The sequence below is a fragment of the Streptomyces zaomyceticus genome (assembly GCF_014656215.1).
GTDB lineage: Bacteria > Actinomycetota > Actinomycetes > Streptomycetales > Streptomycetaceae > Streptomyces > Streptomyces zaomyceticus.
In genome coordinates this window covers 182,681-206,095 of sequence record NZ_BNBZ01000006.1, presented here as the reverse complement: position 1 = coordinate 206,095, position 23,415 = coordinate 182,681, and the positions used below count along the sequence as shown (strand labels likewise).

The 23,415-nt window shown below is 73.5% G+C and carries 21 protein-coding genes; 9 read left to right on the top strand and 12 right to left on the bottom strand.

Features of this window, described 5'->3' with window-relative positions:
* Window positions 1–167: 167 nt before the first annotated feature.
* Together IE311_RS11195 and IE311_RS11190 are read left to right on the top strand one after the other, a co-directional pair.
* Complete coding sequence (locus IE311_RS11195; protein WP_229901848.1) at window positions 168–1,550, top strand: sensor histidine kinase; 1,383 nt, start codon at window positions 168–170, stop codon at window positions 1,548–1,550.
* Window positions 1,547–2,245 (top strand): response regulator, encoded by a 699-nt coding sequence (locus IE311_RS11190; protein WP_189831467.1) that lies wholly within the window; start codon window positions 1,547–1,549, stop codon window positions 2,243–2,245. Before IE311_RS11195 ends, IE311_RS11190 begins: the two co-directional genes overlap by 4 nt.
* Here the strand turns inward: IE311_RS11190 and IE311_RS11185 are convergent.
* The 5 genes from IE311_RS11185 to IE311_RS11165 form a co-directional block, all read right to left on the bottom strand.
* Window positions 2,206–2,613 (bottom strand): STAS domain-containing protein, encoded by a 408-nt coding sequence (locus IE311_RS11185; protein ID WP_189831466.1) that lies wholly within the window; start codon window positions 2,611–2,613, stop codon window positions 2,206–2,208. The two genes, IE311_RS11190 and IE311_RS11185, sit on opposite strands and share 40 nt — an antisense overlap.
* Before the next feature lie 175 nt (window positions 2,614–2,788).
* The gene (locus IE311_RS11180) at window positions 2,789–3,931 is read right to left on the bottom strand and encodes a 2Fe-2S iron-sulfur cluster-binding protein (RefSeq protein ID WP_189831465.1); all 1,143 of its coding nucleotides are present in this window, start codon (window positions 3,929–3,931) and stop codon (window positions 2,789–2,791) included.
* 19 nt (window positions 3,932–3,950) lie between these two features.
* Window positions 3,951–5,441 carry a phytoene desaturase family protein gene (locus IE311_RS11175; RefSeq protein WP_189831464.1) on the bottom strand — a complete coding sequence of 497 codons (1,491 nt, stop codon included), beginning with the start codon at window positions 5,439–5,441 and terminating at the stop codon, window positions 3,951–3,953.
* On the bottom strand, window positions 5,438–5,866 hold the full coding sequence (locus tag IE311_RS11170; RefSeq protein WP_189831463.1) for a nuclear transport factor 2 family protein: 429 nt from the start codon (window positions 5,864–5,866) through the stop codon (window positions 5,438–5,440). The genes IE311_RS11175 and IE311_RS11170 overlap by 4 nt, the downstream gene beginning before the upstream one ends.
* Before the next feature lie 164 nt (window positions 5,867–6,030).
* Entirely contained in the window at window positions 6,031–7,344 is a 1,314-nt protein-coding gene (locus IE311_RS11165) for a DUF418 domain-containing protein (protein WP_189831462.1), read from the bottom strand.
* A 96-nt stretch (window positions 7,345–7,440) separates the two neighbouring features.
* Here IE311_RS11165 and IE311_RS11160 point away from each other — a divergent pair, with 96 nt between their 5' ends.
* Entirely contained in the window at window positions 7,441–8,064 is a 624-nt protein-coding gene (locus IE311_RS11160) for a GNAT family N-acetyltransferase (RefSeq protein WP_189831461.1), read from the top strand.
* On the top strand, window positions 8,061–9,023 hold the full coding sequence (locus tag IE311_RS11155; RefSeq protein ID WP_189831460.1) for a PaaX family transcriptional regulator C-terminal domain-containing protein: 963 nt from the start codon (window positions 8,061–8,063) through the stop codon (window positions 9,021–9,023). Before IE311_RS11160 ends, IE311_RS11155 begins: the two co-directional genes overlap by 4 nt.
* A 96-nt stretch (window positions 9,024–9,119) precedes the next feature.
* On the opposite strand, the gene IE311_RS11150 is transcribed toward IE311_RS11155, so the two are convergent.
* Window positions 9,120–10,532, bottom strand: a complete 1,413-nt coding sequence (locus tag IE311_RS11150) for an aminopeptidase P family protein (protein ID WP_189831459.1) — start codon at window positions 10,530–10,532, stop codon at window positions 9,120–9,122.
* 179 nt (window positions 10,533–10,711) lie between these two features.
* Here IE311_RS11150 and IE311_RS11145 point away from each other — a divergent pair, with 179 nt between their 5' ends.
* A complete protein-coding gene (locus IE311_RS11145; protein WP_189831458.1) occupies window positions 10,712–11,695 on the top strand; it encodes a helix-turn-helix domain-containing protein in 984 nt (327 codons plus the stop codon).
* On the opposite strand, the gene IE311_RS11140 is transcribed toward IE311_RS11145, so the two are convergent.
* The 5 genes from IE311_RS11140 to IE311_RS11120 all read right to left on the bottom strand — a co-directional run bounded on the left by IE311_RS11140 (window position 11,643) and on the right by IE311_RS11120 (window position 18,287).
* A complete protein-coding gene (locus IE311_RS11140; RefSeq protein ID WP_189831457.1) occupies window positions 11,643–13,748 on the bottom strand; it encodes a prolyl oligopeptidase family serine peptidase in 2,106 nt (701 codons plus the stop codon). The two genes, IE311_RS11145 and IE311_RS11140, sit on opposite strands and share 53 nt — an antisense overlap.
* A 3-nt stretch (window positions 13,749–13,751) precedes the next feature.
* Window positions 13,752–14,300: a heme-binding beta-barrel domain-containing protein gene (locus tag IE311_RS11135; RefSeq protein ID WP_189831456.1), complete on the bottom strand. Its 549-nt coding sequence runs from the start codon at window positions 14,298–14,300 to the stop codon at window positions 13,752–13,754.
* An 81-nt stretch (window positions 14,301–14,381) separates the two neighbouring features.
* Window positions 14,382–16,448, bottom strand: a complete 2,067-nt coding sequence (locus tag IE311_RS11130; protein ID WP_189831455.1) for an iron ABC transporter permease — start codon at window positions 16,446–16,448, stop codon at window positions 14,382–14,384.
* A 4-nt stretch (window positions 16,449–16,452) separates the two neighbouring features.
* Window positions 16,453–17,430 carry an iron-siderophore ABC transporter substrate-binding protein gene (locus tag IE311_RS11125; RefSeq protein WP_189831454.1) on the bottom strand — a complete coding sequence of 326 codons (978 nt, stop codon included), beginning with the start codon at window positions 17,428–17,430 and terminating at the stop codon, window positions 16,453–16,455.
* Window positions 17,427–18,287: an ABC transporter ATP-binding protein gene (locus tag IE311_RS11120; RefSeq protein WP_189831453.1), complete on the bottom strand. Its 861-nt coding sequence runs from the start codon at window positions 18,285–18,287 to the stop codon at window positions 17,427–17,429. Before IE311_RS11120 ends, IE311_RS11125 begins: the two co-directional genes overlap by 4 nt.
* Window positions 18,288–18,409: 122 nt before the next feature.
* On the opposite strand from IE311_RS11120, the gene IE311_RS37325 reads away from it, so the two are divergent.
* From IE311_RS37325 to IE311_RS11105, 4 genes are all read left to right on the top strand, one after another.
* Window positions 18,410–18,556, top strand: a complete 147-nt coding sequence (locus IE311_RS37325; RefSeq protein WP_373313813.1) for a putative leader peptide — start codon at window positions 18,410–18,412, stop codon at window positions 18,554–18,556.
* Window positions 18,557–18,920: 364 nt separating this feature from the next.
* On the top strand, window positions 18,921–19,784 hold the full coding sequence (locus tag IE311_RS11115; RefSeq protein WP_189831452.1) for an ATP-binding cassette domain-containing protein: 864 nt from the start codon (window positions 18,921–18,923) through the stop codon (window positions 19,782–19,784).
* On the top strand, window positions 19,781–20,992 hold the full coding sequence (locus tag IE311_RS11110; RefSeq protein ID WP_189831451.1) for an LLM class flavin-dependent oxidoreductase: 1,212 nt from the start codon (window positions 19,781–19,783) through the stop codon (window positions 20,990–20,992). Before IE311_RS11115 ends, IE311_RS11110 begins: the two co-directional genes overlap by 4 nt.
* A 164-nt stretch (window positions 20,993–21,156) precedes the next feature.
* Entirely contained in the window at window positions 21,157–22,257 is a 1,101-nt protein-coding gene (locus IE311_RS11105) for an NAD(P)-binding domain-containing protein (RefSeq protein ID WP_189831572.1), read from the top strand.
* Here IE311_RS11105 and mltG read toward each other — a convergent pair.
* The gene (mltG, locus tag IE311_RS11100; RefSeq protein WP_189831450.1) at window positions 22,254–23,159 is read right to left on the bottom strand and encodes an endolytic transglycosylase MltG; all 906 of its coding nucleotides are present in this window, start codon (window positions 23,157–23,159) and stop codon (window positions 22,254–22,256) included. The genes IE311_RS11105 and mltG overlap by 4 nt on opposite strands.
* Window positions 23,160–23,415: the final 256 nt, after the last annotated feature.

Genomic DNA, 23,415 nt, shown 5'->3' with positions numbered 1-23,415 from the left:
GACGCTAGGAGCGGTCCCGCCACGGGCGCGTCGGCCTCGGTGCCGAAGATCCGTACCGTCCGCGGTGGAGGCGCGACCACGTCATCCGTGCGATGTACTCCCCGGGAGCGGAGGGCTGGTCCCAGGGGCTGATCCGCCCGCTCCGCCCGCCTTGGCAGACTGCACCGGTGAGCTGGTACGAGGAACTCGTCGACCGGGTGCGCGGACACCGGACCTTCGGTACGCCGCCCCCGTCGTCCCGCTGGGCATGGGCGGCCGACGGGCTGCTCGCCCTGGCGCTCGCGATCACGACGATCGTGGGTGATCTGAACCGCTCGTACGTGGACGTCCATCCGGATCCGGGCGACCCTCCGTTCCCTGTCCCGGCGCCGCCGCCGATCCCGTCGCCGCCGGGGGCAGCGTCCGCGTTCCCGGCGCCCTCGCCGCCCGTCCCCCCGGAGCTCCCGGCGGTTCCCCGTCCCGGGGCGGTGGAGTATCTGCTTCCCCCGGCCGAGTCCTGGGAGTTGCTCGCGGCCGCGCTGACGGCGCTGCCGCTGGTGCTGCGCCGCCGTTGTCCGCTGACCGTCTACTGGGTGGTGATGGGCACGACGGTGCTCCTGCACCAGGGCCATGTCGCCGCCGACGCGACCACGGTCACCTTCGCGTCGGGTCTGGTCGCGGCGTACAGCGCGGCGATGTACAGCCCGCACCGCACGGCGGTGGTCGTCTCCCTCGTCGCGGGTGCGGTGCTGTACGCGGTGTTTCCCCTGGTTCCGGAAGTGGACGAGGGCTTCGTCCCCCTGCTCGTCCTGCTGCCGATCGCCCTCGCCTCGCACGGTGTCCATCTGTGGCGCCGGCGGGAGCGGGCGCTGCGTGACGGGCGGGAGGCCGAGCTGCGGCGGGCGGTGGAGGCGGAGCGGTCCCGGATCGCGCGGGAGCTGCACGACGTGGTGACCCACAACGTCAGCATGATGACGATCCAGGCCGGTGCCGCGCGCACGGTGCTCGACACCTCCCCCGACCTGGCCCGCGAGGCGATGCTCGCGGTGGAGGCGGCGGGGCGGACGGCCATGTCGGAGCTGCGGCACGTGATGGGGCTGCTCACGATGGCCGCGGACGGCCCCTACCCGGCCGTCGACGTGGACCTCGCCCCGCAACCGGGCCTGGACCGGCTGACGGAGCTGACGGACCGGGTGCGGGCCTCCGGGGTGCCGGTGGGGGTGACGGTGGAGGGCGAACCGGTCGCGCTGCCGGCCGGGGTGGACCTCGCCGCCTACCGGGTGGTGCAGGAGGCGCTGACGAACGTCGTGAAGCACGCACCGGGCGCGCGGGTCTCGGTCACCGTGGCCTACGAGCCCCGCCGGCTCCGTGTGGAGGTGTGCGACACGGGCGCTGCCGGCCCCGGCGCCCCGAAGGGCCGGCCCGAGCGTGGGGCGGCGTTCCCGGGCGGCGGGCACGGCCTGCTCGGTCTGCGGGAACGGCTCGCGGTGTACGGCGGTACGCTGCGGACGGGCAGGGGCCCGGGCGGCGGGTACGAGGTCCGGGCGGTGATTCCGTGGGAGGCTCCGTGACCGACGCTCCGAGGGTGGTGATCGTCGACGACCAGGCCCTGGTGCGGACCGGTTTCCGGATGATCCTCGCCGCCGACGGCATCGACGTGGTCGGGGAGGCCGCCGACGGTGACGCGGCGGTGGCCGCGGTGCGGCGGACCCGGCCGGACGTGGTCCTGATGGACATCCGGATGCCCGGCACCGACGGCCTGGAGGCCACCCGCCGCATCCTCGCGGACAGGGCCGGGAACACGGACGGGGCGGACGGGCCGAGGCCGCCCAGGATCGTCGTCCTCACCACCTACGACCTCGACCAGTACGTGTACGCGGCGCTCGACGCGGGTGCGAGCGGCTTCCTGCTCAAGGACGTGACCCCCGAGCACCTGACGGCGGCGGTGCGGCTCGTCCGGTCGGGCGACGCGCTCCTCGCCCCGGCGATCACCCGCCGTCTGGTGGCGCGCTTCGCGACGTCCGGCGGGCGGGCGGCCGCCCCGCACCGGGAACTGGCCACGCTGACCCCGCGCGAACGTGAGGTCCTGGAGGCCCTGGCGCGCGGCCACAGCAACGCCGAGCTGGCCGAGCGGTTCCGCCTGAGTGAGGCGACGGTGAAGACGCATGTCGCCCGCATCCTGTCGAAGCTCCGGCTGCGCGACCGGGCGCAGGCCGTGATCGCCGCCTACGAGACGGGTCTGATCACCCCGGGGTCGGACGATTGAGGGTCCGCAGGCCCGGACAGGGACTCGGGTCCGTCCGGCCGCGCGGCCTCCGGGCACAGGAGGTCGCACAGCGCCGTCAGGCGGATGAGCCGGAGGATCCACGGCTGGTCGCAGACGAGTCTCCAGCGCGCGCCGCGCTGCCGTGTGCGCCCGGCGCAGTGGGCGAGGAGGCCGAGCCCGGTGGCGTCGCAGAACGTGAGGCGCCGGATGTCGACGGTCAGGGCGTCGGACTCCCGGACGAGGGCGTCCAGATCGGGCCGCAGGTGCCGTACGAGGACGAGATCGAGCTCACCGCGGAGGAAGGCGACGGTGTCACCGCCGGTCGAGCGGACGACGAGGTACGGGTCATGACGGGGGATCAGCTGCATCGGACGCTCCACAGGGTGGCTCCATGTGTCGCTTCGAGCGTGGCCGCCCCGCTGCGGGGAGGGACGTTTCGCCTCGGCCGCTGTCACCTGAATCGGTGAACAGTCGGGCCGTTCGATCTCGTCCGTACGCCCGAGCCCCACGTCCGCGTACGAGCGCCGGCCCTCCCCGCGCGCCTCAGACGTCCAGTTCCACGTCCGTCAGGGGGTAAGCGACGCAGGCGTGCGCGTAGCCCGAGTCCGGGTCGGAGAGCCGGAGCCGGGCCTCCTCCGCGTGGTGGACCTCGCCCTTGAGGACACGGATCCGGCAGAGACCGCACTCGCCGGAGCGACAGGCGGACTCGGGACGGACGCCGGCGTCCTCCAGGGCGTCCAGGAGGGGGCGGCCGCGCCGGGTGCGGAACGCGGTGCCGCGGGTGGCGACCGTGACCTCCCGCGCCGGGTCGGTGCCGTCCGGCCAGTGCCGCTGCGCGGTGGGGTCGGCGGGAGCGCCGTTGGCCTCGAAGCGGATCCGGCGGCGCGGGTGTCCGAGCCGCTCGGTGAGCTGGCCGAGGGCGTACGGGTAGAGGGCCTGCGGCCCGCACACGTACACCATCCGCCCGTCGAGGGGTCCGGCGAGTTCGGTGACGAGCTCGGCGGTCAGCAGTCCGGTGGGGCCCGACCAGCGCGGGTCCGGGTGCTGGAGGACGTGGTGGACCCGGATGTGGGGGTGGTCGGCGGCGAGCACGTCGAGTTCCGCGCGGAACAGGATGTCGTCGAGGGACCGGGAGCCGTAGAGGAGGTGGAAGCGCCGGTCGAGGCCCCGGTCGGCGATCTCCCGGATCATGCTCGTCGCGGGTACGACGCCGGAGCCGCCGGCGAGGAAGACCACGTCCTCTCCGTGGAAGAGCGGGTTGTGGTGGAAGGTGCCCTGCGGGCCGGTGGTCGTCACGGCCCGGCCGGCGGCGAGGGTGTCGAGGAGATGGTTGCTGATCCGTCCGCCGGGCACGCGGCGCACGGTCAGGTCGTAGTGGCGGAGGTCGGCGGGGCTGGAGGAGATCGCGTACGGCCGGTTGGTGCCGTCCGCGAACACCCCCACGTACTGCCCGGCGAGGAAGGGCGGCAGGTCGGCCCCGTCCGGACGGCGCAGCCGGAAGGTACGGGTGCTCGGCGTCTCGTCGACGACCCGGTCGACCAGGAGGTCGAGCCGTCGCGGGTGGTGGGCTTCGACGGCGCGGCGGGTCGGGGCGGCGTGGTCGGCGGTGTCCGCGGCGCGGGCCGCGATCTCGTCCCGGACGGCGTCCGCCCCGGCGAAGCGCGCGGCGAGGTGATGAGGCGTCACAGATGTCTCCCGGGTCTCTTCAGGCGGCCTTGGAGCGCAGCAGGCGACGGGCCACGCGCACGCCGGCTTCGAGGGTGGGCTGGAAGCCGCCCATGCCGGACCAGGAGCCGGCGAGGTGGAGCCCCGGGACGTGCGGGCGGCGTTCGCTGTCGCGGAACTGCCAGCTCTCGGTGGCATCCTGGTCGTAGCCGTAGATCGCCCCGCCGGGGTGGCCCAGGTAGCGGCTCATGGTGAGCGGGGTGGCGACGTCGACCTCCTCGATCGCGCCCCGGATGCCGGGGGTGACGGTCTCGACCAGGTCGAGCAGCGTCTCGGCGTAGGCGAACTTCTCCCGCGCGTACGCGGCGGGGGCGACGCCGTCCCAGGCGGAGCCGTACTGGAGGGTCATCAGGCTGACGTGGGTGGCCCCGCTCGGTGCGAAGCCGATCGGCTCGACGTCGTACGAGGTGACGCAGATCCCCCGGGCGGGCTCCCGGGTGTGCCAGGAGGCGGAGGTGCGGTCGGCGTCCAGGTCGGTGTTGACGAAGGTGGTGCTCGTCGTGAACCCGAGCTCCGCCGGTGTGGCGTCGAGGCCCATGTGCAGGACGAAGCCGGAGACTCCGATCCGGCGGGTGGCGAGGTCGGCGCGGACGGCGGCGGGGATGTCGAGGCCGTCGAGCATGCCGTAGGTGAGGGGCAGGGAGGCGTTGGAGACGACGTCGGTCGCGCTCACCTCCTGGCCGTCGTCGAGCCGTACGCCGACGGCCTTCCCGCCGCGCGTCAGGATCGCCTCCACCGATGTGTGGAACCGCACCTCGCCGCCGGCCTCCAGGAACGCGTCGAGGATCGCGCCGGACATCGCCTGCGAACCGCCCCGTACGTGCCAGGGCTTGAACTCCAGGTACGCGAAGAGGACCAGCGCGAGATCCTGGAAGGGCAGCCGGGACGGGGGCTGGCCGAGGTAGCCCCAGTAGGAGGACAGGACCGCCTTGAGCCGCTCGTCCTCGAAGTGCTCGTCGAGGACGTCCCGCGCGGGCCGCAGCCCGTGCCGGAAGAAGAGCTCGTCCACCTGGTCGGCCGGTGTGCCGCGCATGGCCGCGATCTGCCAGAACGTGAGGTCGCGCACGAGGGCGAAGAAGCGGTCGAGGCGGGCGCGGTTGCCCGGGAAGTGCGCGTCCAGGGTCGCGGTCGCGCCCTCCCAGTCGGCCGGGAGCGTCACGTCGAAGCTGCCGGGCACCACCGTGCGGTAGAGGTCGGGCTCGCGGACCCAGGTCAGCCGGTCGCCGATGCCGAGCCCGTCGAAGAGGGGGCGCAGGGAGAACGCCTGGCCCTCGGCGCCGATGCCGGAGAGCTGGTGCAGCGCGACCTCGAACTCGAAGCGTCCCCGCCGGAAGGAGGTCGCACAGCCGCCGGGCACGTTGTGGCGCTCGACGAGCAGGGTGCGGGCGCCGGCGCGCTGGAGTGTGGCGGCTGCGGTGAGGCCCGCGTTGCCCGCGCCGATGACGACGGCGTCGAAGTCGGCGCCGCTCACCGCTCGCCCTCGGAGGCGGTGTCGGCGGCCTCCGTCGCCGCGAGGGCCTCCGCCTTGATGCGGTCGAACTGGGCGCCCATGGCGGCGGAGAGCGCCTGCGCGGCGGAGAGGGGGCGGACCATGACCATGAAGTCGTCGATCCTGCCCTCCTCGTCGAAGTGGAGGAAGTCGCAGCCGTTGATCTCCATGTCGCCGACCTTCGCGGTGAAGACGAGGGCGTGGTCACGGCCGTCCTCGCTGCCGATCTCGCGGACGTACCGGAAATCGGTGAAGACGCGGATGACCCCGCGCAGGATCGCGGCGGTGATGGCCTTGCCGGGGTACGGCCGGAAGGCCACCGGGCTGGTGAAGACGACGTTCTCGGCGAGCAGGGCCTCGATGGCGGCGTGGTCCCGGTTCTCGACGGCCTTACGGAACGGATGCATGGCGCGACTCTCTATGCAATTTGTTGATTAGGTGCAAGTGCAGCTAACCGCATCCCTCGCGCCGCGTCCAGAGCACGACCACCGACGCCTCCCCGGCCGCCCCGGCATCCCGGCCTCCATCCACCGCCCGCGCCCGTCGCACCCCGGCCGCACCCCGCCCCCGCTCAGCCTTCCCGCGCCGCCGGGGACACCGGGGCCGCCACCGCGGTCCCCTCCGTGCGCCGGAGGGGCGGCCGGGTCAGCGTGGTCCACGCCCGCAGCAGCCATTCGACGGGGCCGTACCGACGGCTCCGGAGCCACCACCGGCTCACGACGATCTGCGCGGCGAAGAGCGTGAGGGCGATCGCGAGCACCACCGGCGGCGACACCCGGCCCACGAGGCCCGCCCCGTACCCCGTGAACAGCAGGGCGCAGACGAGGGACTGGGTGAGATAGCCGGTGAGGGTCATGCCGCCCACGGGACCGAGTGCAGCCACCGTCCGCCCGCCGAACCGCCCCTGGGTGATCCGGAGCAGGGTGGCCGCGTAGGCGGCGGCGAGCAGCGGCGCCGTGACGACGTCGACGCCCAGGGCGAGGATCTGGTACGCGCCTCCCGGGCGCACCAGGCTCGCGTGGGCGTACACGACACCGCCGAGGAGCCCGAGCGTGAAGCCCGCCCACTGGAGCCGGACCAGCGTCGTGCGGTGCCGGGCGAGGTCACCGAGCGCGCGGGCCCGCCCGGCGGCGAGGCCCAGGAGGAAGGCGGCGAAGGCGGCCGGGGCCTGGAAGAAGGCCAGCAGGAACACGACGTCGGGGAGCTGCCGCAGGTGCTCCCCGATCACGGCGCCCGCGCCGCCGCGCAGCGCGTCGGCGGCGCGCTCGGCCTCCGCGGCCGCACCCGGGTCCACGCCCGCACCGCCCGCCAGGTGCACACCGACGGCGAGCAGGACGTACCACGCGGCGGTCACGGCGAAGAGGGCCACGGCGGTACGGACGGCCGTGCGCGGCCGGAGCCGGCGGGCGGCGAGCAGGATCAGGCCGAGCACGGCGTACGTGGTGAGGATGTCGCCCGGGAACAGCAGGACCGCGTGCAGGGCGCCGAGCACGAACAGGCCCGCCAGGCGCCGCAGGAAGCGCGGGGCGAAGCGGGCACCGCTCCGCTCCGCGGAGTCGAGCTGGAGCGTGAAGCTGTAGCCGAAGAGGAACGAGAACAGCAGGAAGAACTTGGCCTCGAAGAACACCGTGACGAACCATCGGACCGCCCCGTCGAGGGGCGAGGCGAAGCCGGGGTCCTCCAGGCCCGAGCCGTGGTAGGTCGACGCCATGTAGCCGATGTTGACGACGAGGATGCCCAGCAGGGCGAAGCCGCGCAGGGCGTCGACCTGCGCGAGTCGCCCGCCGGCGCCTGCGCCGGTGTGTGTGCCAGTGCCAGCGCCCGAGCCTGCGCCTACGTCGGCTGTCGGATCGACGGTTCCCCGCTCCACCGCTCGTGGATTCATGACCTTCCCCCAGATCTATCGATTCCAAAACGCTCGTATCGAGAATGAACGTACTACGATCGATAGTGCAAGCCCGTCCCGACGAGGAGGAGTGGCATGAACACGCGGCCGGTGGTGCGCCGAGGGGTGCCCGAGGGGAGCGAGGCCAGGGTCGCCGCGCTGTACTGGGAGGCGTTCGGACGCAAACTCGGCGCCGCGCTGAACCCGCCCGACAAGGCCCGCGCCTTCCTCGCGGCCCACCTCCACCACGACCGGGGCGTCACCGCGCTCGTCGACGGCGAGGTGGCGGGAGTGGCGGGCTACCGGCTCGGCGGGCGCGGGCTCACCGGCGGCGGAGCCTCGGACGTCCTCGCCGCGTACGGCGCGCTGCGCGGGCTGCACCGCCTGGCGCTCCTCGCCCTCCTGGAACGTCGCCCCGCCGCCCGCGAACTGGTGATGGACGGGATCGCGGTCGCCCCCGAACACCGGGGCACGGGGATCGGCGGCCGGCTCCTGCGCGAGATCGCCGCGGTGGCCGCCGAGGCCCGCTGCCGCCGTGTACGGCTCGACGTCATCGATGTGAACCCGCGCGCCCGTGCCCTGTACGAACGGCACGGCTTCGTCGCCGTCCGCACCGAGAACACCCCGTATCTGCGCGGCCTGATGGGCTTCGGCGCCGTCACCACCCTGCACCGGCCCGTCACCGCGGCCGACTCCCGCCCCGGCCAGGAGACCTCATGACCCCCGGAACCCCGGAAGCCCCCGAAGCCTCCGGAATCCCCGCGCCCGAAGCCCCGGAAGCCCCCGACGGCTCCGCCACCCCCTGGAACACCGTCTCCACCCGCACCCTCGTGCACGCCCTCGTCCGGACGGACGGCACGGTCGACGCCGGGGAGCTCTACACCGTCGCCGGACTGCTCTCCATGAGCGACCAGCAGGTCCGGCTCTGCGTCAAACGCCTCGTCGCGGAGGGCCGCTTCACCCACGAGGGCCGGGGGCGCAAGGCCGTCCTGCGCGCGGTGGCCGACCCCACCGGCTCGTTCGCGCCCGATGCAGATCACGTCCGCTTCGCCTACCGCCAGGACCACGGGCTCGCGCCCTGGGACGGCCGCTGGCACCTCTTCGCCTTCGCCGTCCCGGAATCCGCGCGAGCCGCGCGCGACGCGCTCCGCGACACTCTGCTCGGCCTCGGCGCCACCCCGCTCCAGGGGGGCCTGTACGCCGCCGCGAACCCGATCGCACCGCTGGTCGAGGCCCGGGCCCACCAGCTCGGGGTCGCGTCCCAACTCACCTGCCTCACCAGCGCCGACCTGCGGATCGGGGCGCTCTCCGAACCCCGTGCGCTGGCCGCCGCGCTCTGGCCCCTGGACGAGATCGCCGCCCGGCACGAACGGTTGGCCGTCTTCGCGCGCTCCTGCCTGGACCGGCCCGGTCGTCCCGGACCCACGGACCGCGAACCCCTCACGGCCCCCGGGCGGCTGACGCTCGCCGTCCGGCTCGCCGCCGCGTTCACGTACGCGATGCGGCCCGACCCCCTGCTCCCGCCCGAGCTGCTCCCCCGGCCGTGGCCCGGCGCCCGGGCCCGCGAGGTCTTCGCCTCCGCCTGGACGGCACTGACGAAGACCCCCGCGCCGGACTCCGGTTCGCCGCTTCCCCGCCTCTTCGCGCTGTACGAGGACCTCGCCGACCGGACGCGCTGACAGGGGGCCCACCGGAGAACGGCGCCGCCGCGCCCCCCGCACACGGGGCGCGGCGGCGCCGTCGGCCGGTGGCCCGGCCCGGTTCGGCCCCCCGGCTCAGCCCGCGAAGCGGGCCATCCACGCCTCAACCTCGGTCGAGGAGCGCGGCAGTCCGTCCGAGAGGTTCTCGTGGCCCTCCTCCGTGACGACGAGGTCGTCCTCGATCCGGACGCCGATCCCGCGCCACTCCTCGGGCACGGTCAGGTCGTCGGGCTGGAAGTACAGCCCGGGCTCGACGGTGAGCACCATGCCGGGTTCGAGGACGCCGTCGACGTACTCCTCCGTGCGGGCCTGCGCGCAGTCGTGGACGTCCAGACCGAGCATGTGCCCGGTGCCGGCCATGGTGAAGCGGCGCTGGAGGCCGAGCTCGTACGCCCGGTCGACGGGGCCCTCGATGAAGCCCCACTCGACGAGGCGCGCCGCCAGGTGCCGCTGGGACGCCTCGTGGAAGTCGCGGTACGGGGCACCCGGCTTGACCGCGGCCATGCCGGCCTCCTGGGCCTCGTACACCGCGTCGTACACCTGGCGCTGCACGGGGGTGAAGGTGCCGCTGATGGGGAGGGTGCGGGTGACGTCGGCGGTGTAGAGGGAGTGGGTCTCCACGCCGGCGTCGAGCAGGAGCAGTTCGCCGGGGCGGACCGGTCCGTCGTTGTCCGTCCAGTGCATGATCGTGGCGTGCTCGCCCGCGGCGCAGATCGAGCCGTAGCCGACGTGGTTGCCCTCCAGGCGCGCCCGGCGGAAGAAGGTGCCCTCGATCCACCGCTCGGAGGAGGCGACGGCCCGGGAGAGCTCGCCGACGCAGTCGGTGAAGCCGCGGACGGTGGAGTCCACGGCCTTGCGCATCTCGCCGATCTCCCAGGCGTCCTTGACGAGCCGGAGGTCACTGAGCGCCCCCTCCAGCTCGATGTCGCGCTCCTCGTCGGTGGTGACGGCGGCTTCGAGGGCCGGGTCGATGCCGCGGACGATGCGGGTCGGTACGCCGGAGCCGGCGGCCAGGTCCTCGGCGGCGGTCCGGACGTCGCGACAGGACAGTCCGAGGACGGTCTCGGACTCGGCGAGGGAACGGCGCCGGCCCATCCACAGCTCGGCCGTGTATCCGATCCAGAACTCGTCGTTGTCGCGGCTGTCGCGGGGCAGCTGGTAGCAGTAGGCGTCGTGGCCGCCGTCGGCGCGGGGTTCGAGCACGAGGGCGCCGTCACGCGCCTGGTCGCCCGTCATGTGGACGTAGCCGGTGTACGGGCGGAACGGGTAGGTGTCGTCGTTGGAGCGGGTCTTGAGGTTGCCGGAGGGGATCACGAGGCGTTCGCCGGGGAAGCGCGCGGAGAGCGCCGCGCGGCGGCGGGCCGCGTACGGGGCCTGCTCGTCGGGCTCGAGCCCGTGCCGCTCGGTGTCCGCCCACCCCGACCTCATCAGGGTGGAGAGCTCCTCGGAGACGCCTTCGTAGAGGCCGTTCTTGCGACCCTTCGCCACGTCCTGCACCTTCTTCCGCGTGAGTTCCTCGTCCGCCGTGGTCCGGCGTCCGGGCGAACGTACTCCGCGACGCTCGCACCGGTTGCCGAAGACCGCCAGTGGCACGAATCGGCCACCGGCAGCGCCGGGAGGTGTCCTGCCGGCACGTGGCCGGGATCGGGGACGTCGATAATCGGTGCATGGCGAACGAGAAACTCGGTGAGGCACTCCGGCTGCTGGGGATCGGGCAGGAGGGCGCCCTGGTCTACCGGACGCTGCTGGACCTCGGGCCCGGGCCGCTGAGTGCGATCGGTGCCGCGGCCGGTCTCGAGGGCGCGGCGCTGACGGAGGCGTACCGCGAGCTGGTCGACTGCGGTCTGGCGAGCTCCGCCGAGGAGGGTTCCGACGTGGTGGCGCCGGTGCCGCCGACCGCGGGCCTCGAGATCCTCGGCCGGCGGAGGGCGGCCGAGCTCGACGCGTCCCGCATCACCGTCGGGGGCGCGTTCGAGTCGTTCCGGCGGCATCGGCTCGCCGGGTACCACGATCCGCTGGTGGAGGTGGTGACCGGGGAGTCCATCGGTCCCCGGATGCGTCAGGCGTGGGCGAGTGCCCGGGAGCAGATCCGGCAGTTCGACTCCCCGCCGTACTTCCCGATCGAGGGAGCGACGGACGACGCGCTGGCCACCCTGGCCCGCGGGGTGACACAGCGGGTCGTGTACTCCCGGGAGTCCCTCGAGTATCCGGGGCAGCTGGAGAACTCCATCGAACCCTGTATCGAGGCGGGCGAGCAGGCGCGGGTCCTGCCGTCGGTGCCGGTGAAGCTCGTGATCATCGACGACGCGTACGCGCTGGTCGCCCTGTCGATCAAGGAGACGGACGTGTACAACACCATGCTGGTCGTGCAGCCGTGCGGCCTGCTCTCCGCGCTGGTGGCGCTGTTCGAGCAGGCCTGGCAGAACGCGCTGCCCTTCCACGGCCGTTCGGCCCGGCCCGCCGGTCTGCTGCCGGCGGACCGGCGGCTGCTCCGGCTGTTGGCGGCCGGGGCGAGCGACGACGTGATCGCCCGGGAGATCGGCGTGAGCCGTCGGACGCTGTTCCGCCGGGTGCAGGTCCTGATGGCCCGGCTCGGTGCTACGAGCCGGTTCCAGATGGCGTTGCAGGCGCAGCGTTCGGGGTGGCTGTGAGCGGCCCGGGGACGGTCGGCCGTTCGGTACGGGTCAGCTGCTGCCACAGGTAGGTGTGCACGAGCGCGCTGTTGTGGGCGGCCTGTTCGTTGTCGCCGGCGCCCGCGTGGCCGCCGCCGGTGTTCTCGTGGAACAGGACCCGGTGACCGAGCTCCCGCAGGCGCGCCGCCGTCTTGCGGGCGTGGCCGGGGTGGACGCGGTCGTCGCGGGTCGAGGTCATCAGGAGGACCGGCGGGTAGTCGCGGTCCGCCGCGAGCCGGTGGTACGGGGAGAGTGCGAGCAGGTGGGGGCGGTCGGCCTCGTCGTCGGGGTCGCCGTACTCGGCGATCCACGACGCGCCCGCGAGCAGTTTGTGGAAGCGGGTCATGTCGAGCAGCGGGACCTGGGCGACGATCGCGCCGAACAGCTCGGGGTGGCGGGTGAGCATCGCGCCCATGAGGAGTCCGCCGTTGCTTCCGCCCTTGGCGCCGAGCATGGCCGGGGTGGTGATGCCGCGTGCGACGAGGTCCTCGGCGACGGCCGCGAAGTCCTCGAAGGCACGGGGTCGTTCGGCGCCGAGCGCGGCCTGGTGCCAGTCGGGGCCGTACTCGCCGCCGCCCCGGATGTTCGCGATGACGTAGGTGCCGCCGCGCTCCAGCCAGGCCCGGCCGGTCACTCCGCCGTAGAAGGGGGTGAGGGAGACCTCGAAGCCGCCGTAGCCGTAGAGCAGGGCGGGGCCGGGGCCGGGCGCGGCGGTGCGGTCGGGGCCGATCACGAAGTACGGGACGCGCGTGCCGTCGCGGGAGGTCGCGAAGTGCTGGTCGACGGTGAGGCCGGAGGAGTCGAAGTGGTGCGGGGCCTGCTTGAGGACCTCCGAGCCGGCGCCGATCCGCCCGAGGTGGAGGGTGGACGGCTGGAGGAAGCCCGACACGTCGAGGAAGTACTCGTCGGACTCGTCCGGGTCGGTGTCGACGACGCTGACGGCGGACAGGGCGGGAACCCCGACGAGCGGCTCGCGCGTCCAGCCGCCGCCGTCGGCGGCGGGGGCGAGCACCTCGATGTGGTTGCTGACGTCCCGCATCGTCTCCAGGAGGAGGTGGTTGCGCGTCCAGGTGTGTCCGGCGAGGGCGGTCCGGGGGTCGGGGGTGAACAGCACCTCGGGAGTGCGGTCGCCCGCCAGGAAGGCGTCGAAGCCGAAGGCGAGCAGCGAGCCCGTCGGCTGCCCGAGCCACGCGGACTTGAGGGTGACGATCAGGTACTGGCGATGGGCGTAGGCGCTCGCGTCGTCGGGCACGTCGATCCGCACGCGTGTGCCGTCGGGGCGCAGGAGGTACGTCTCGCTGCGGAAGAAGTCCAGGGAGCGGCCCACGAACTCGCGCTCGAAGCCGGGAGTGGTGTCCCGGTAGCCCCAGGCGGCCACGTCCGCCGGGTCGGCCTCGTAGACGAGTACCGCGTCCTCGACGGGGGTGCCGCGCCGCCATCTGCGGACGGTACGCGGATAGCCGGAGTCGGTGAGCGAGCCGGGGCCCAGATCCGTACCGACGAGGACGGTGTCGTCGTCGACCCAGCCGATCCGTGTCTTGGCCTCGGGGAGACGGAACCCGTCGGCGACGAACTCCCGCGTTCCGAGGTCGAATTCGCGGACGACGACGGCGTCCCCGCCGTCGCGCGAGAGGCGTACGAGGGCCCGGTCGTACGTCGGCCGCAGGACGCGCGCACCGTCCCAGACCCACTTCTCGTCCTCGTCGGCGGCGAGCGCGTCGACGTCGAGGAGCACCTCCCACTCGGGCGTGTCCTCGCGGTACCGCTCCAGGGTCGTCCGCCGCCACACTCCACGGACGTGGTCGGCGTCGCGCCAGAAGTTGTACAGGTAGGGGCCGCGCCGCACGGTGTAGGGGATGCGGTCCGAGGCGTCGAGCACCTCGCGCAGCCGTGTCCGCAGAGCCGCGAACCCGTCGTCACCCGCTACGGCGCCCGCCGTCTCGGCGTTCCGCTCGGCGACCCAGGCGAGGGCGGCCTCGCCGGAGATGTCCTCGAGCCACAGGTACGGGTCGTCGTCGCTCATGTTCCGCATCTTCTACTTCCCGTCCTCGCGCCGAAGCCGTGCCGAAAGGTGGTGCTGCAGTTCCCGGCCGACCGCTGCCAGGTCGTGGACGAAGTCGAGCGTGTCGCCGTCCGTCAGGGTGTAGCGGCGTCGGGTGGCCTCGACGTCCTTGGCCGTGGGGGCGAGCGCGATCGTGTGGGTGGTGAGGTCGACCGCCCCGCCGTCCGCGTGGCCGACCAGGATCTCGGCGATGCCGGTGGGCTGGGTGATCAGCGCCTCGATGCCGCCCTCCGGCTTGAGCCGCCACCAGCCGCTCTCCCTGGCCGCCGGGCGCAGCGGGGTGCCCTCCGCGTCGATGAGCCAGGCGCGCGCCTCGTAGTGGAGGAAGGGCCGCCCGTCGTGACTGAAGGTGACCTCCTGGGCGTACGTGAACTCCTCGGCGAGCGTCGGGTAGCCGCCCCGCCCGGTGCCGACCCAGGTGCCGAGCAGTCCGGTCACCGGCGCGAGGAGCTCGTGCGGAGCCGGCGCCGCGTCCGGCCGGAAGGCGTCGGGGTACGGGTACTGCCGGTCGCGGTCGGTCATGGTGCGCGCTCCTGGGTCGAGGCCGGTGCCGGAGGGCAGCTTAGGTCGTCCGCCCTCCGGTCGTGGCGTCGTGAGGAGTGTCTAGCCCCGGCTCCGTACCAGCAGGTAGAGGAAGTACGGGGTGCCGATCACCGCGGTCATGATGCCCGCTCCGAGCTGGGCGGGGGCGATCACCGTGCGCCCCACCAGGTCGGCGGTGCAGACGAGGACGGCGCCGATGAGCACGGCGACCGGGACCACGCGCGCGTGTTGCCGGCCCACGAGGGCGCGGGCCGCGTGCGGGGCGACCAGTCCCACGAAACCGATCGTGCCGGCGGCGGCGACGGCGGTCGCGCTGAGCAGGACGCTCAGCACGAGGAAGCCCAGGCGGCCGCGTCCCAGGTTCAGGCCGAGCAGTCTGGGGGTGTCCTCGTCGAGGGACACCAGGTCGAGTTCGGTGCGCCGGGCGACCGCGACGACCAGGCCGACGACGAGGACCACCGCGAGGGGCAGGATGTCGGTCGGGGTCCGTCCGTAGGTGGAGCCCGACAGCCAGGTGAGCGCCTTCGTCGCGTTGAACGGGTCGGTGAGGATGATCAGGAGGCTGATCAGGGCCGAGGCGCCGGTGGCGACTCCGAAGCCGACCAGGACGAGCCGGTTCTGCTGGAAGCCGCCGCGCGCGGCGAGGCCGAAGACGAGGACGGAGCTGACGGCGGCGCCGGCGAACGCCCCGCCCGCGACGCCCCACGATCCGACCATGGGGACCGTCGTCACGAGGAGGACCGCGCCGAGCGCGGCTCCGCCGGAGACGCCCAGGATGCCCGGTTCGGCGAGGGGGTTGCGGGTCACGGCCTGGACGAGAGTGCCTGCCAGGGCCAGGGCGGCGCCCGCGAACAGGGCCGCGAAGACACGGGGCACGCGGGTGTCGAGGACGAACGCCGTCGTCTGGCCCGCCCGTCCCTGCACCCAGTTCACGACGTCGCCGAGCAGCAGCTTGGCGTCGCCGAGGAGGACGGCCGCGACGACCACGCCCACCAGGACGGCTACGAGCGCGCCGGTGGTGGTGAGGAAGACGGCCCGGCTCCTGATGTGCAGCCGGTCGGGTGCGGAGGCCGCGGCCGTGTCCCGGGTGCGGGTGGCCATGACGACGAGGAAGACGGCGCCGACGAGGCTGGTGACGACGCCGGTCGGCACGCCGACGGCCACGTCCGTCGGCACGAGGGCGCGCAGGACGACGTCGGAGCCGATCACCAGGGCCGCGCCGACGAGACCGGCGGCGGGCAGGCTGCCCCGTGTCCGGGTGAAGCCGCGGAACCTCCGGGCGAGCGGCCGGACGATCGCCGGGGCGCAGAGGCCGACGAAGCCGATGGGGCCCGCGAGGGTGACCGCGGCCGTGGAGAGCAGGGCGGCGAGCACGACACCGGTGACCCGGGTGGCGCGGACGGGGACGCCGAGGCCGCGGGCCGCGTCGTCGCCGAGGGCGAGGGCGTCGACCCGGCGGGCGAGGAGGAGCAGTCCGACGAGTCCAACGACGGCGACGGGCGCCATCTTGAGGACGCCGTCGAAGCCGTTCTGGGCGATGCTGCCCTGGTTCCAGTGGTAGATGCCGTCCGTCTGCTGGGGGAACAGCAGGAGCAGTCCCTCGGTGACGGCGGTGAGACCGAGGGTGAGGGCGCTGCCCGCGAGGACGAGCCGGACGGTGCCGGTGCCGAGGCCGGAGAGGCCGAGGACGACGGCCGCCGCCGCGAGCCCGCCGGCGAACGCGATGCCGGAGGAGGCGAGCAGGGGCAGGGAGACACCGGTGACGGTGGCCATGCCGAGGGCGAAGTAGGAGCCCGCGTTGACCGCGAGGGTGTCGGGCGAGGCGAGGACGTTGCGGCTGACGGCCTGGAGGGCGGCGCCCGCCATGCCGAGGACGGCGCCGACGAGCAGTCCGGCGGCCATCCGGGGCAGCCGGGAGGCGACGACGACGGACGCGTCGGCCTCCTCGGCCCGGCCGGTGAACGCCTTCCACACTTCGGAGGCTCCGACCGAGGCCGTGCCCTGGGTGATGTCCACGACCGCGAGGGCGACGACGAGGAGGATGAGGGCGGCCGTCACCGCGGCCGCGCCCGTCCGGGACGTGGCCGTCTGCGGACGGGTGGCGGGGGTGGTTGCGGTGACGGCCATGGTGTTACTTCGTCAGGGCGGCGACGACGGAGTCGACGTACTTGTTCATCGAACCGGGACCGCCGAACATCCAGACGCCGTCGGGCAGACGGTGGACGTTGCCCTTCTTGACGAACGGCAGCGAGGTCCACACCTTGTCCTTGGCGAGGACGCCCGTGAACGGGTTGCTGGAGGGGTCGTTGTCGTTGCCGACGTAGGCGAAGTGCACGTCGCCGAGCTTGGTGAGGCCCTCGACGTCGGTGGCGGCGAGGCCGTAGGCCGGGTCGCCCTTCATCGTCCAGGCGTTCTTCAGACCGAGCTTCTCGTTGACGGCGCCGATGAGGGAGCCGCTGGTGTAGGGCCGGACCGAGACCTGGTTGGAGACGACGTAGCCGTCGGCGAACGCGTAAGAGGCGCCGGCGAGCTTCGCGTCGGCGAGGGCCTTCCTGCCCTCCTCGAGCTTCGCCTCGAACTGCTTCTTGAGCTCCGTGGCCTTGTCCGTGGTGCCGGTGGCCTTGGCGATCAGGTCGAGGTTCTCGGTCATCTGGCCGATGGGGTCGGCGGCGTCGGCGGCGCGCACGTTCAGCACCGGGGCGATCTTGCGCAGCTGCTTGACGGCGGCCGGCGGCAGGTCGGTGGTCGCGAGGATGAGGTCGGGCTTCAGCGCCGCGACGGTCTCCATGCTCGGCTCACCGCGGGTGCCGATGTCCTTGGGCTCGTTCTTCAGCGGGACGACCGTGTCCCACGTCTTGTAGCCCTTGACGTCGGAGACGCCCACGGGGTCGACGCCCAGCTCGATGAGGTGCTCGACGACGTTCCACTCGGTGCCGACGACCTTCTTGGCGGGGCCGGCGAGCTCCACCTTCGTGCCGGAGGCGTCGGTGAGCGTGATGCGCTCGGTCGACTTCTTCGCGTCGTCCGCGGCGGGCTCGGTGGTGCCGCAGGCGGTGAGGGTGAGGGCCGCGGTGGTGGCGGCCGCCGCGGTGATGAGGAGGCGTCTCATGAGGTGGTGCTGAGCCTTTCGCTTCGCGAGTGGTGCCGGCCTATCGCACGGGTGCGCAGCCGGCCGGTGAGGGGATCGGTGTCGACCTCGATGCGGATGCCGTACGTGTCGGTCAGCCGCTCCGGTGTCAGGACGTCGGAGGGGCTGCCGTCGGCGACGACCCGCCCCGTGTCGAGCAGGACGATCCGGTCGGCGACGGCCGCCGCCTGGTCGAGGTCGTGGAGGACGGCGCCCACGGCGATGCCGTGGTCGTCCGCCAGGTCACGCATGAGGTCGAGGAGTTCGACCTGGTAGCGCAGGTCGAGGTAGGTGGTGGGCTCGTCGAGCAGCAGGACGCCCGTCTCCTGGGCGAGGCAGCCGGCGAGCCAGACACGCTGGAGCTGGCCGCCGGAGAGGTGTTCGGCGCCGCGCCCGGCGAGTTCGGTGACGCCCGTCATGGCGAGCGCGCGGTCGACCGCGGCCCGGCCGTCGGGGTCGGCCTTGCCCCAGCGTCCCCGGTAGGGGTAGCGGCCGAACTCGACCACGTCCCGTACGGTCAGTCCGCTGGGGGTGGGGCGTCCCTGGGTGAGCAGCGCGACATGGCGCGAGAACTCACGGGGGCTCAGCGCGAGGCCGTCGGTGGCACCGTCGATGAGGAGTTCGGCGGTCCGTGGCCGCTGGAGTCGTGCGATCGTGCGGAGCAGCGTCGACTTGCCGCTGCCGTTGGGCCCGACGAGTACGGTCACCTCGCCCGGGCGCAGCGTCATGGAGGCGTCGTGTACGACATCGACGCCTTCGTACGCCACGGTGACACCCGTGGCCGAGAGTTCATGACCGTGGGGACGGGGAGTCGCGGCGGTCTCTTCACCTGCTTGCACGTCGCAGAGGTTAGCCTAACCTTATCGATCGGCAAAAGGGGGCCCCGGGGACCGGCCACAAGATGAAATCCGGCCAAGCTCGGGACTGATGGCCGTCCTCCCGACGGGGGCCCCTTCCGGACATGCGCACGTCCATGCTCCGAGACACCGTTGACCCGGCGGGCGGCCACCGCTACGTTCGCGCCATGTTGCGTACAGCCCTGCTCACCACGCGCGGTCACATCGACCTGCTGCGGGTGGCCTCCGCCGCGTGTCCCCGCGGCTGCTGACGCCCCTCTCCCCGCCCTGACGCCGGTTCGCGCGTCCTCCGCGCCGAAGCGCGCGTTCCGCCGCGCCGTTTCGGGCGATCCGAGAGCCCGTCGTCGCCCTGACGCTCCGTCGCCCCGCTGACGCCCCGACCTCCGTGCGCGCCTGCGGCCGCGCACGCGCGGCCGCCGGCGCGCGTTCCCCACCTCTCCTCCCCCGGAGTTCCGCCATGACGGCAGGCCACGCCCCAGCCGAATCCCCGCCCTCTTCCCCGTCCGGGACATCGGCATCACCGGACATCGAACCCTTCGCCACGGCTCGGCCGAAGCCGGCCTTCGGCACGTCGATCGACGCCGACGCCCGCTCCCTCGAAAGGCTGCTGCCGCCATGGCGACCGACCTTCACCGGGCAGTGACCGTCCAGGGCCTCACCCGCTCCTTCGACGGGCGCCGCGTCCTCGACGGGCTCGATCTGACCCTGCACGCGGGCCGGTTCACCGTGCTCCTCGGCCACAGCGGCAGCGGCAAGTCCACGCTCCTGCGGGTCCTCGCCGGGCTCGACCGGGAGATCTCCGGCACCGTCCTCGTCCCGCGCCGCCGCGCCGTCGCCGTCCGGGCGCCGCGCCTCGCGCCGTGGCGGCGGGTCTGGCGCAACGTCCTGCTCGGAAGACCCGGGAAGCCGGTCAGGGCGGTCGCGGAGCGGGCACTGGAGGAGGTCGGTCTCGGCCATCGCTCGGGCTCCTGGCCGGGGACCCTCTCCGATCCCGAGATCCAACGGATCTCCCTGGCAAGGGCCTTGGCGCGAGACCCGGACCTGCTGCTGCTCGACGACCCGTTCGGCGCGCTCGCCGCACCGGCCCGCGCCGAGGCCCGTCGACTGCTGGCCGAGCTGTGGCGGCGGCGCGGCTGCACGGTCCTGCTCGCCACCCACGACGTGGACGAGGCCCTGCTGCTCGCCGACCGCGTGCTGGTGATGCGGGACGGTGTCATCGCGTACGACACCGCTGTCGTCCTCGACCGGCCCCGCTCCCCCGGCGACCCCGCACCGGCCGCGCTCCGCGCCCGCCTTCTCTCCGAACTCGGCTTGGAGAGCGTCGAGTTCGCGGAAGAGGCGGCCCGGCCCATGGCGCCCCCCACCCTCGGTCTCGTCCCCCGCACCGCCCACCTCGCCGACCGCGTCGGCACCCGATTCGACACGGCCCCGCCGCCGTCGACCACTCCGGCACGCCGCTACGGAAAGGCCTCCTCATGACCGTCCATCTGCACTGGTTCCTGCCGACCGGCGGCGACGGCCGGACCCTCGTCGACCGGCATGCCTACACGGACGGCGGGATCACCCGCGACCGGGCCGTGTCCGGGGTGCGGGCACCCGACGTCGACTATCTGATCCAGATCGCCAAGGCGGCCGAGCAACTGGGCTTTGAAGCCGTGCTGACCCCGACCGGGACCTGGTGCGAGGACGCCTGGCTGACCACGGTCGCGCTCGCCCAGCACACCGAACGGCTCAAGTTCCTGGTGGCGTTCCGCCCCGGTGTGATCTCGCCGGTGCTCGCGGCCCAGATGGCGTCCACGTACCAGCGGATCACCCGCGGGCGGCTGCTGCTCAACGTGGTGACCGGTGGCGACTCGGCCGAGCAGCGCCGCTTCGGCGACCACCTGGACCACGACCGGCGCTACGCCCGCACCGGCGAGTTCCTGTCGGTGGTGCGCGGCGCGTGGAGCGGGCGGCCGTTCGACTACGAGGGCGAGCACTTCCGGATCGAGGGCGGGCTGACGGCGCTGCCGCCGGACCCGCTGCCCGAGATCTTCTTCGGCGGTTCCTCCGCCGCGGCCGGGCCGGTCGCGGCGGAGCACGCGGACGTCTATCTGACCTGGGGCGAGCCGCCGTGGCAGGTGAAGGAGAAGATCGACTGGATCCGGTCCCTCGCGGAGGAGCGCGGCCGTACGGTCCGCTTCGGGATCCGGCTGCACACGATCTCCCGCGATTCGGCGCGCGAGGCCTGGGCGACGACCGAGCGGCTGCTCTCCGATCTCGACGCCGAGACGGTCGCCGCCGCGCAGCAGGCCCTCGGCCGGAGCGAGTCGGTCGGCCAGCAGCGCATGCTGGCGCTGCACAAGGGGGGCTCCCTCGGCCGCGAGCAGCTGGAGATCGCGCCGAACCTGTGGGCGGGGGTGGGGCTCGTCCGGGGCGGGGCCGGCACCGCGCTGGTCGGCAGCCATGCCGAGGTCGCGGACCGGATCGAGGAGTACCACGACCTCGGCGTGGAGCACTTCGTCCTGTCCGGCTACCCGCATCTGGAGGAGGCCTACTGGTTCGGCGAGGGCGTGCGGCCCGAGCTGGCGGCGCGCGGGCTGCTGCCGACGAGCCTGCCGTCCCCGCTGCTCGGCGTCCCGGCCGTGAACGGCCGCCCGGCCTCGGCGCCGGGCGGAGCGCCGCTGCTGGTGCCCGGCGGGCGGTAGGACTCACGGCAGGACGGGCGGCGGGATCGGCGGGCGGACCGCCGGGGCGGGAGTGCGGGAAGATCCGCGCCCCCACCCCGGTTGGTAGAATCGTGAACGATTACGGGGTCGAAGAGATCGACAGGCTCGGGACCGCGGTGGCGGGCGGGCGGCGGAGCACACCGGTGGACGTCGTCGTCATAGGCGCCGGGCAGGCCGGCCTCTCGGCCGCCTTCCATCTGCGCCGCGCCGGACTCGACCCGGACCGCGACTTCGTGGTCCTCGACCACGCCCCTCGGCCGGGCGGCGCCTGGCAGTTCCGGTGGCCCTCGCTCACCTACGGCAAGGTCCACGGCATGTACGCGCTGCCCGGCATGGAGTTGACCGGCGCCGACCCCGCGCGCCCCTCGTCCGAGGTGATCGGCGCGTACTTCGACAGCTACGAGCGGACCTTCGACCTGCGGATCCACCGGCCCGTCGACGTCACCGCCGTCCGCGAGGGCGACGGCGGACGGCTGCTCGTCGAGACCTCCGAGGGCGCGTACGCCACACGCGCCCTGATCAACGCCACCGGCACCTGGGACCGCCCCTTCTGGCCGCGATACCCCGGCCAGGAGACCTTCCGGGGTCTCCAGCTGCACACCGCCGGCTACCCGGGTCCGGAGCAGTTCACCGGACAGCGGGTCCTCGTGGTGGGCGGCGGGGCCTCGGGCACCCAGCACCTGATGGAGATCGCGGACGTCGCCGCCGAGACGTTCTGGGTGACCCGGCGCGAGCCGGTCTTCCGCGAGGGTCCCTTCGGGGAGGCGGAGGGCCGGGCGGCCGTCGCACTCGTCGAGGAGCGCGTACGGCGCGGACTGCCCCCACAGAGCGTGGTCTCGGTGACCGGGCTCCCCCTCAACGACGCGATCCGCTCGGCACGCGCGCGCGGGATCCTGGACCGGCTGCCGATGTTCGACCGGATCACCCCGACAGGGGTGGCCTGGGACGACGGCCGGACGGTCGACGTGGACGTGATCCTCTGGGCCACCGGTTTCCGCGCGGCGATCGACCATCTGACCCCGCTGCGGCTGCGCGAGCCGGGCGGCGGCATCCGCGTCGAGGGGACGCGCGCGGTGCGGGACGAGCGCGTCCACCTCGTCGGTTACGGTCCCTCGGCCTCGACGATCGGCGCCAACCGGGCCGGGCGGGCGGCCGTCTCGGACATCCGGCGTCTGCTCGGCGGCCCGCATGCCCGAGGCACCGCGGACACCACGAGCACCGTGGACGCCGCGGGAACCCTCTAAGGGGCGCTCTTCGCCGCGCTCCGGTTGGCGTTGAACTCGGCCACGTTCTCCTGATGCGCCGCGTAGTCCGCCGTGAAGCGGGTGTCCCCGGGGGCCACGGTGACGAAGTAGAGCCAGTCGCCGTCCGCCGGTGAGATCACCGCGTCCACGGCCTGGTCCCCCGGATTGCCGATGGGGGTCGGCGGCAGCCCCTTCCGCACGTAGGTGTTGTACGGGCTCTTCGCCCGCGTGTCCTCGTGCGTCGTGTCGACGGTGCTGCGGCCGAGCGCGTAGTTGAGCGTCGAGTCCATCTGGAGGGCCATGCCCCGGGCGAGCCGGTTGTGGACGACCCGGGCGACCTTGGCCATGTCCTCCGGGTTGTCGGCCTCGGCCTGGACGATGCTGGCCGCGATCACCGTCTCGTACACGCTCATTCCGCGCGCCTTCGCGCCCTCGACGATCCGGGCGGCCCCGAAACGCCGACCGGCCGTGTCGACCATGAAGCGGAGCAGTGCCTCCGGGGTCGTGGTGCCGAGTACGGGATAGGTCGCGGGGAAGAGGTAGCCCTCGGGGTTGCCGCCGGCCGCGGCGGGGAGCGGGAGGGCGGCGCCGGGCGCGGTCGCGGTCTTCCGCGCGCTCCCCTCGGGCAGGCCGAGCGCCCGGTCGACGGCCGCGTAGACCTGACCGGCCCGCCAGCCTTCGGGGACGAGCAGCGCCCGGGGCTGCTCCACGGCCGGTTCGTCCCGCGCCGTCAGCAGCGGGACGGTGATCCCGGCGGCCACGGCGAGGACGGCCCCGAGCAGCAGCGCGAGCCGGCCGCGCCGGGTGAGCCGGGGACGGCGGGAGGGCCGGAGGGACCGGGGAAGGGAGGGTCGTCGGGCGCGGCGTGGGCGGGCGTACGGTGACGGCGGCCGGTGCGTCATGGCCGCACGCTAACCCGCCGCGTCCGCGATTCCCGGGAACCCGCGCACACGGCGGCGCCGACGGCCCCCTGGGACGGGGGGCCGGCGGCGCCGGGGAACTGCGATCGTCAGACGAGCCAGCCCAGGAAGTGGAGGACGCCGGCGAGCAGATCGGTGATGACGTTCATGGTGGTGCTTCTCCTCGTACAGGTACATCAGTGGGACTGATGCGTTACTGGGACCGCGCGGTCACGGTCTGCAGCCCGTCGATCGCGCA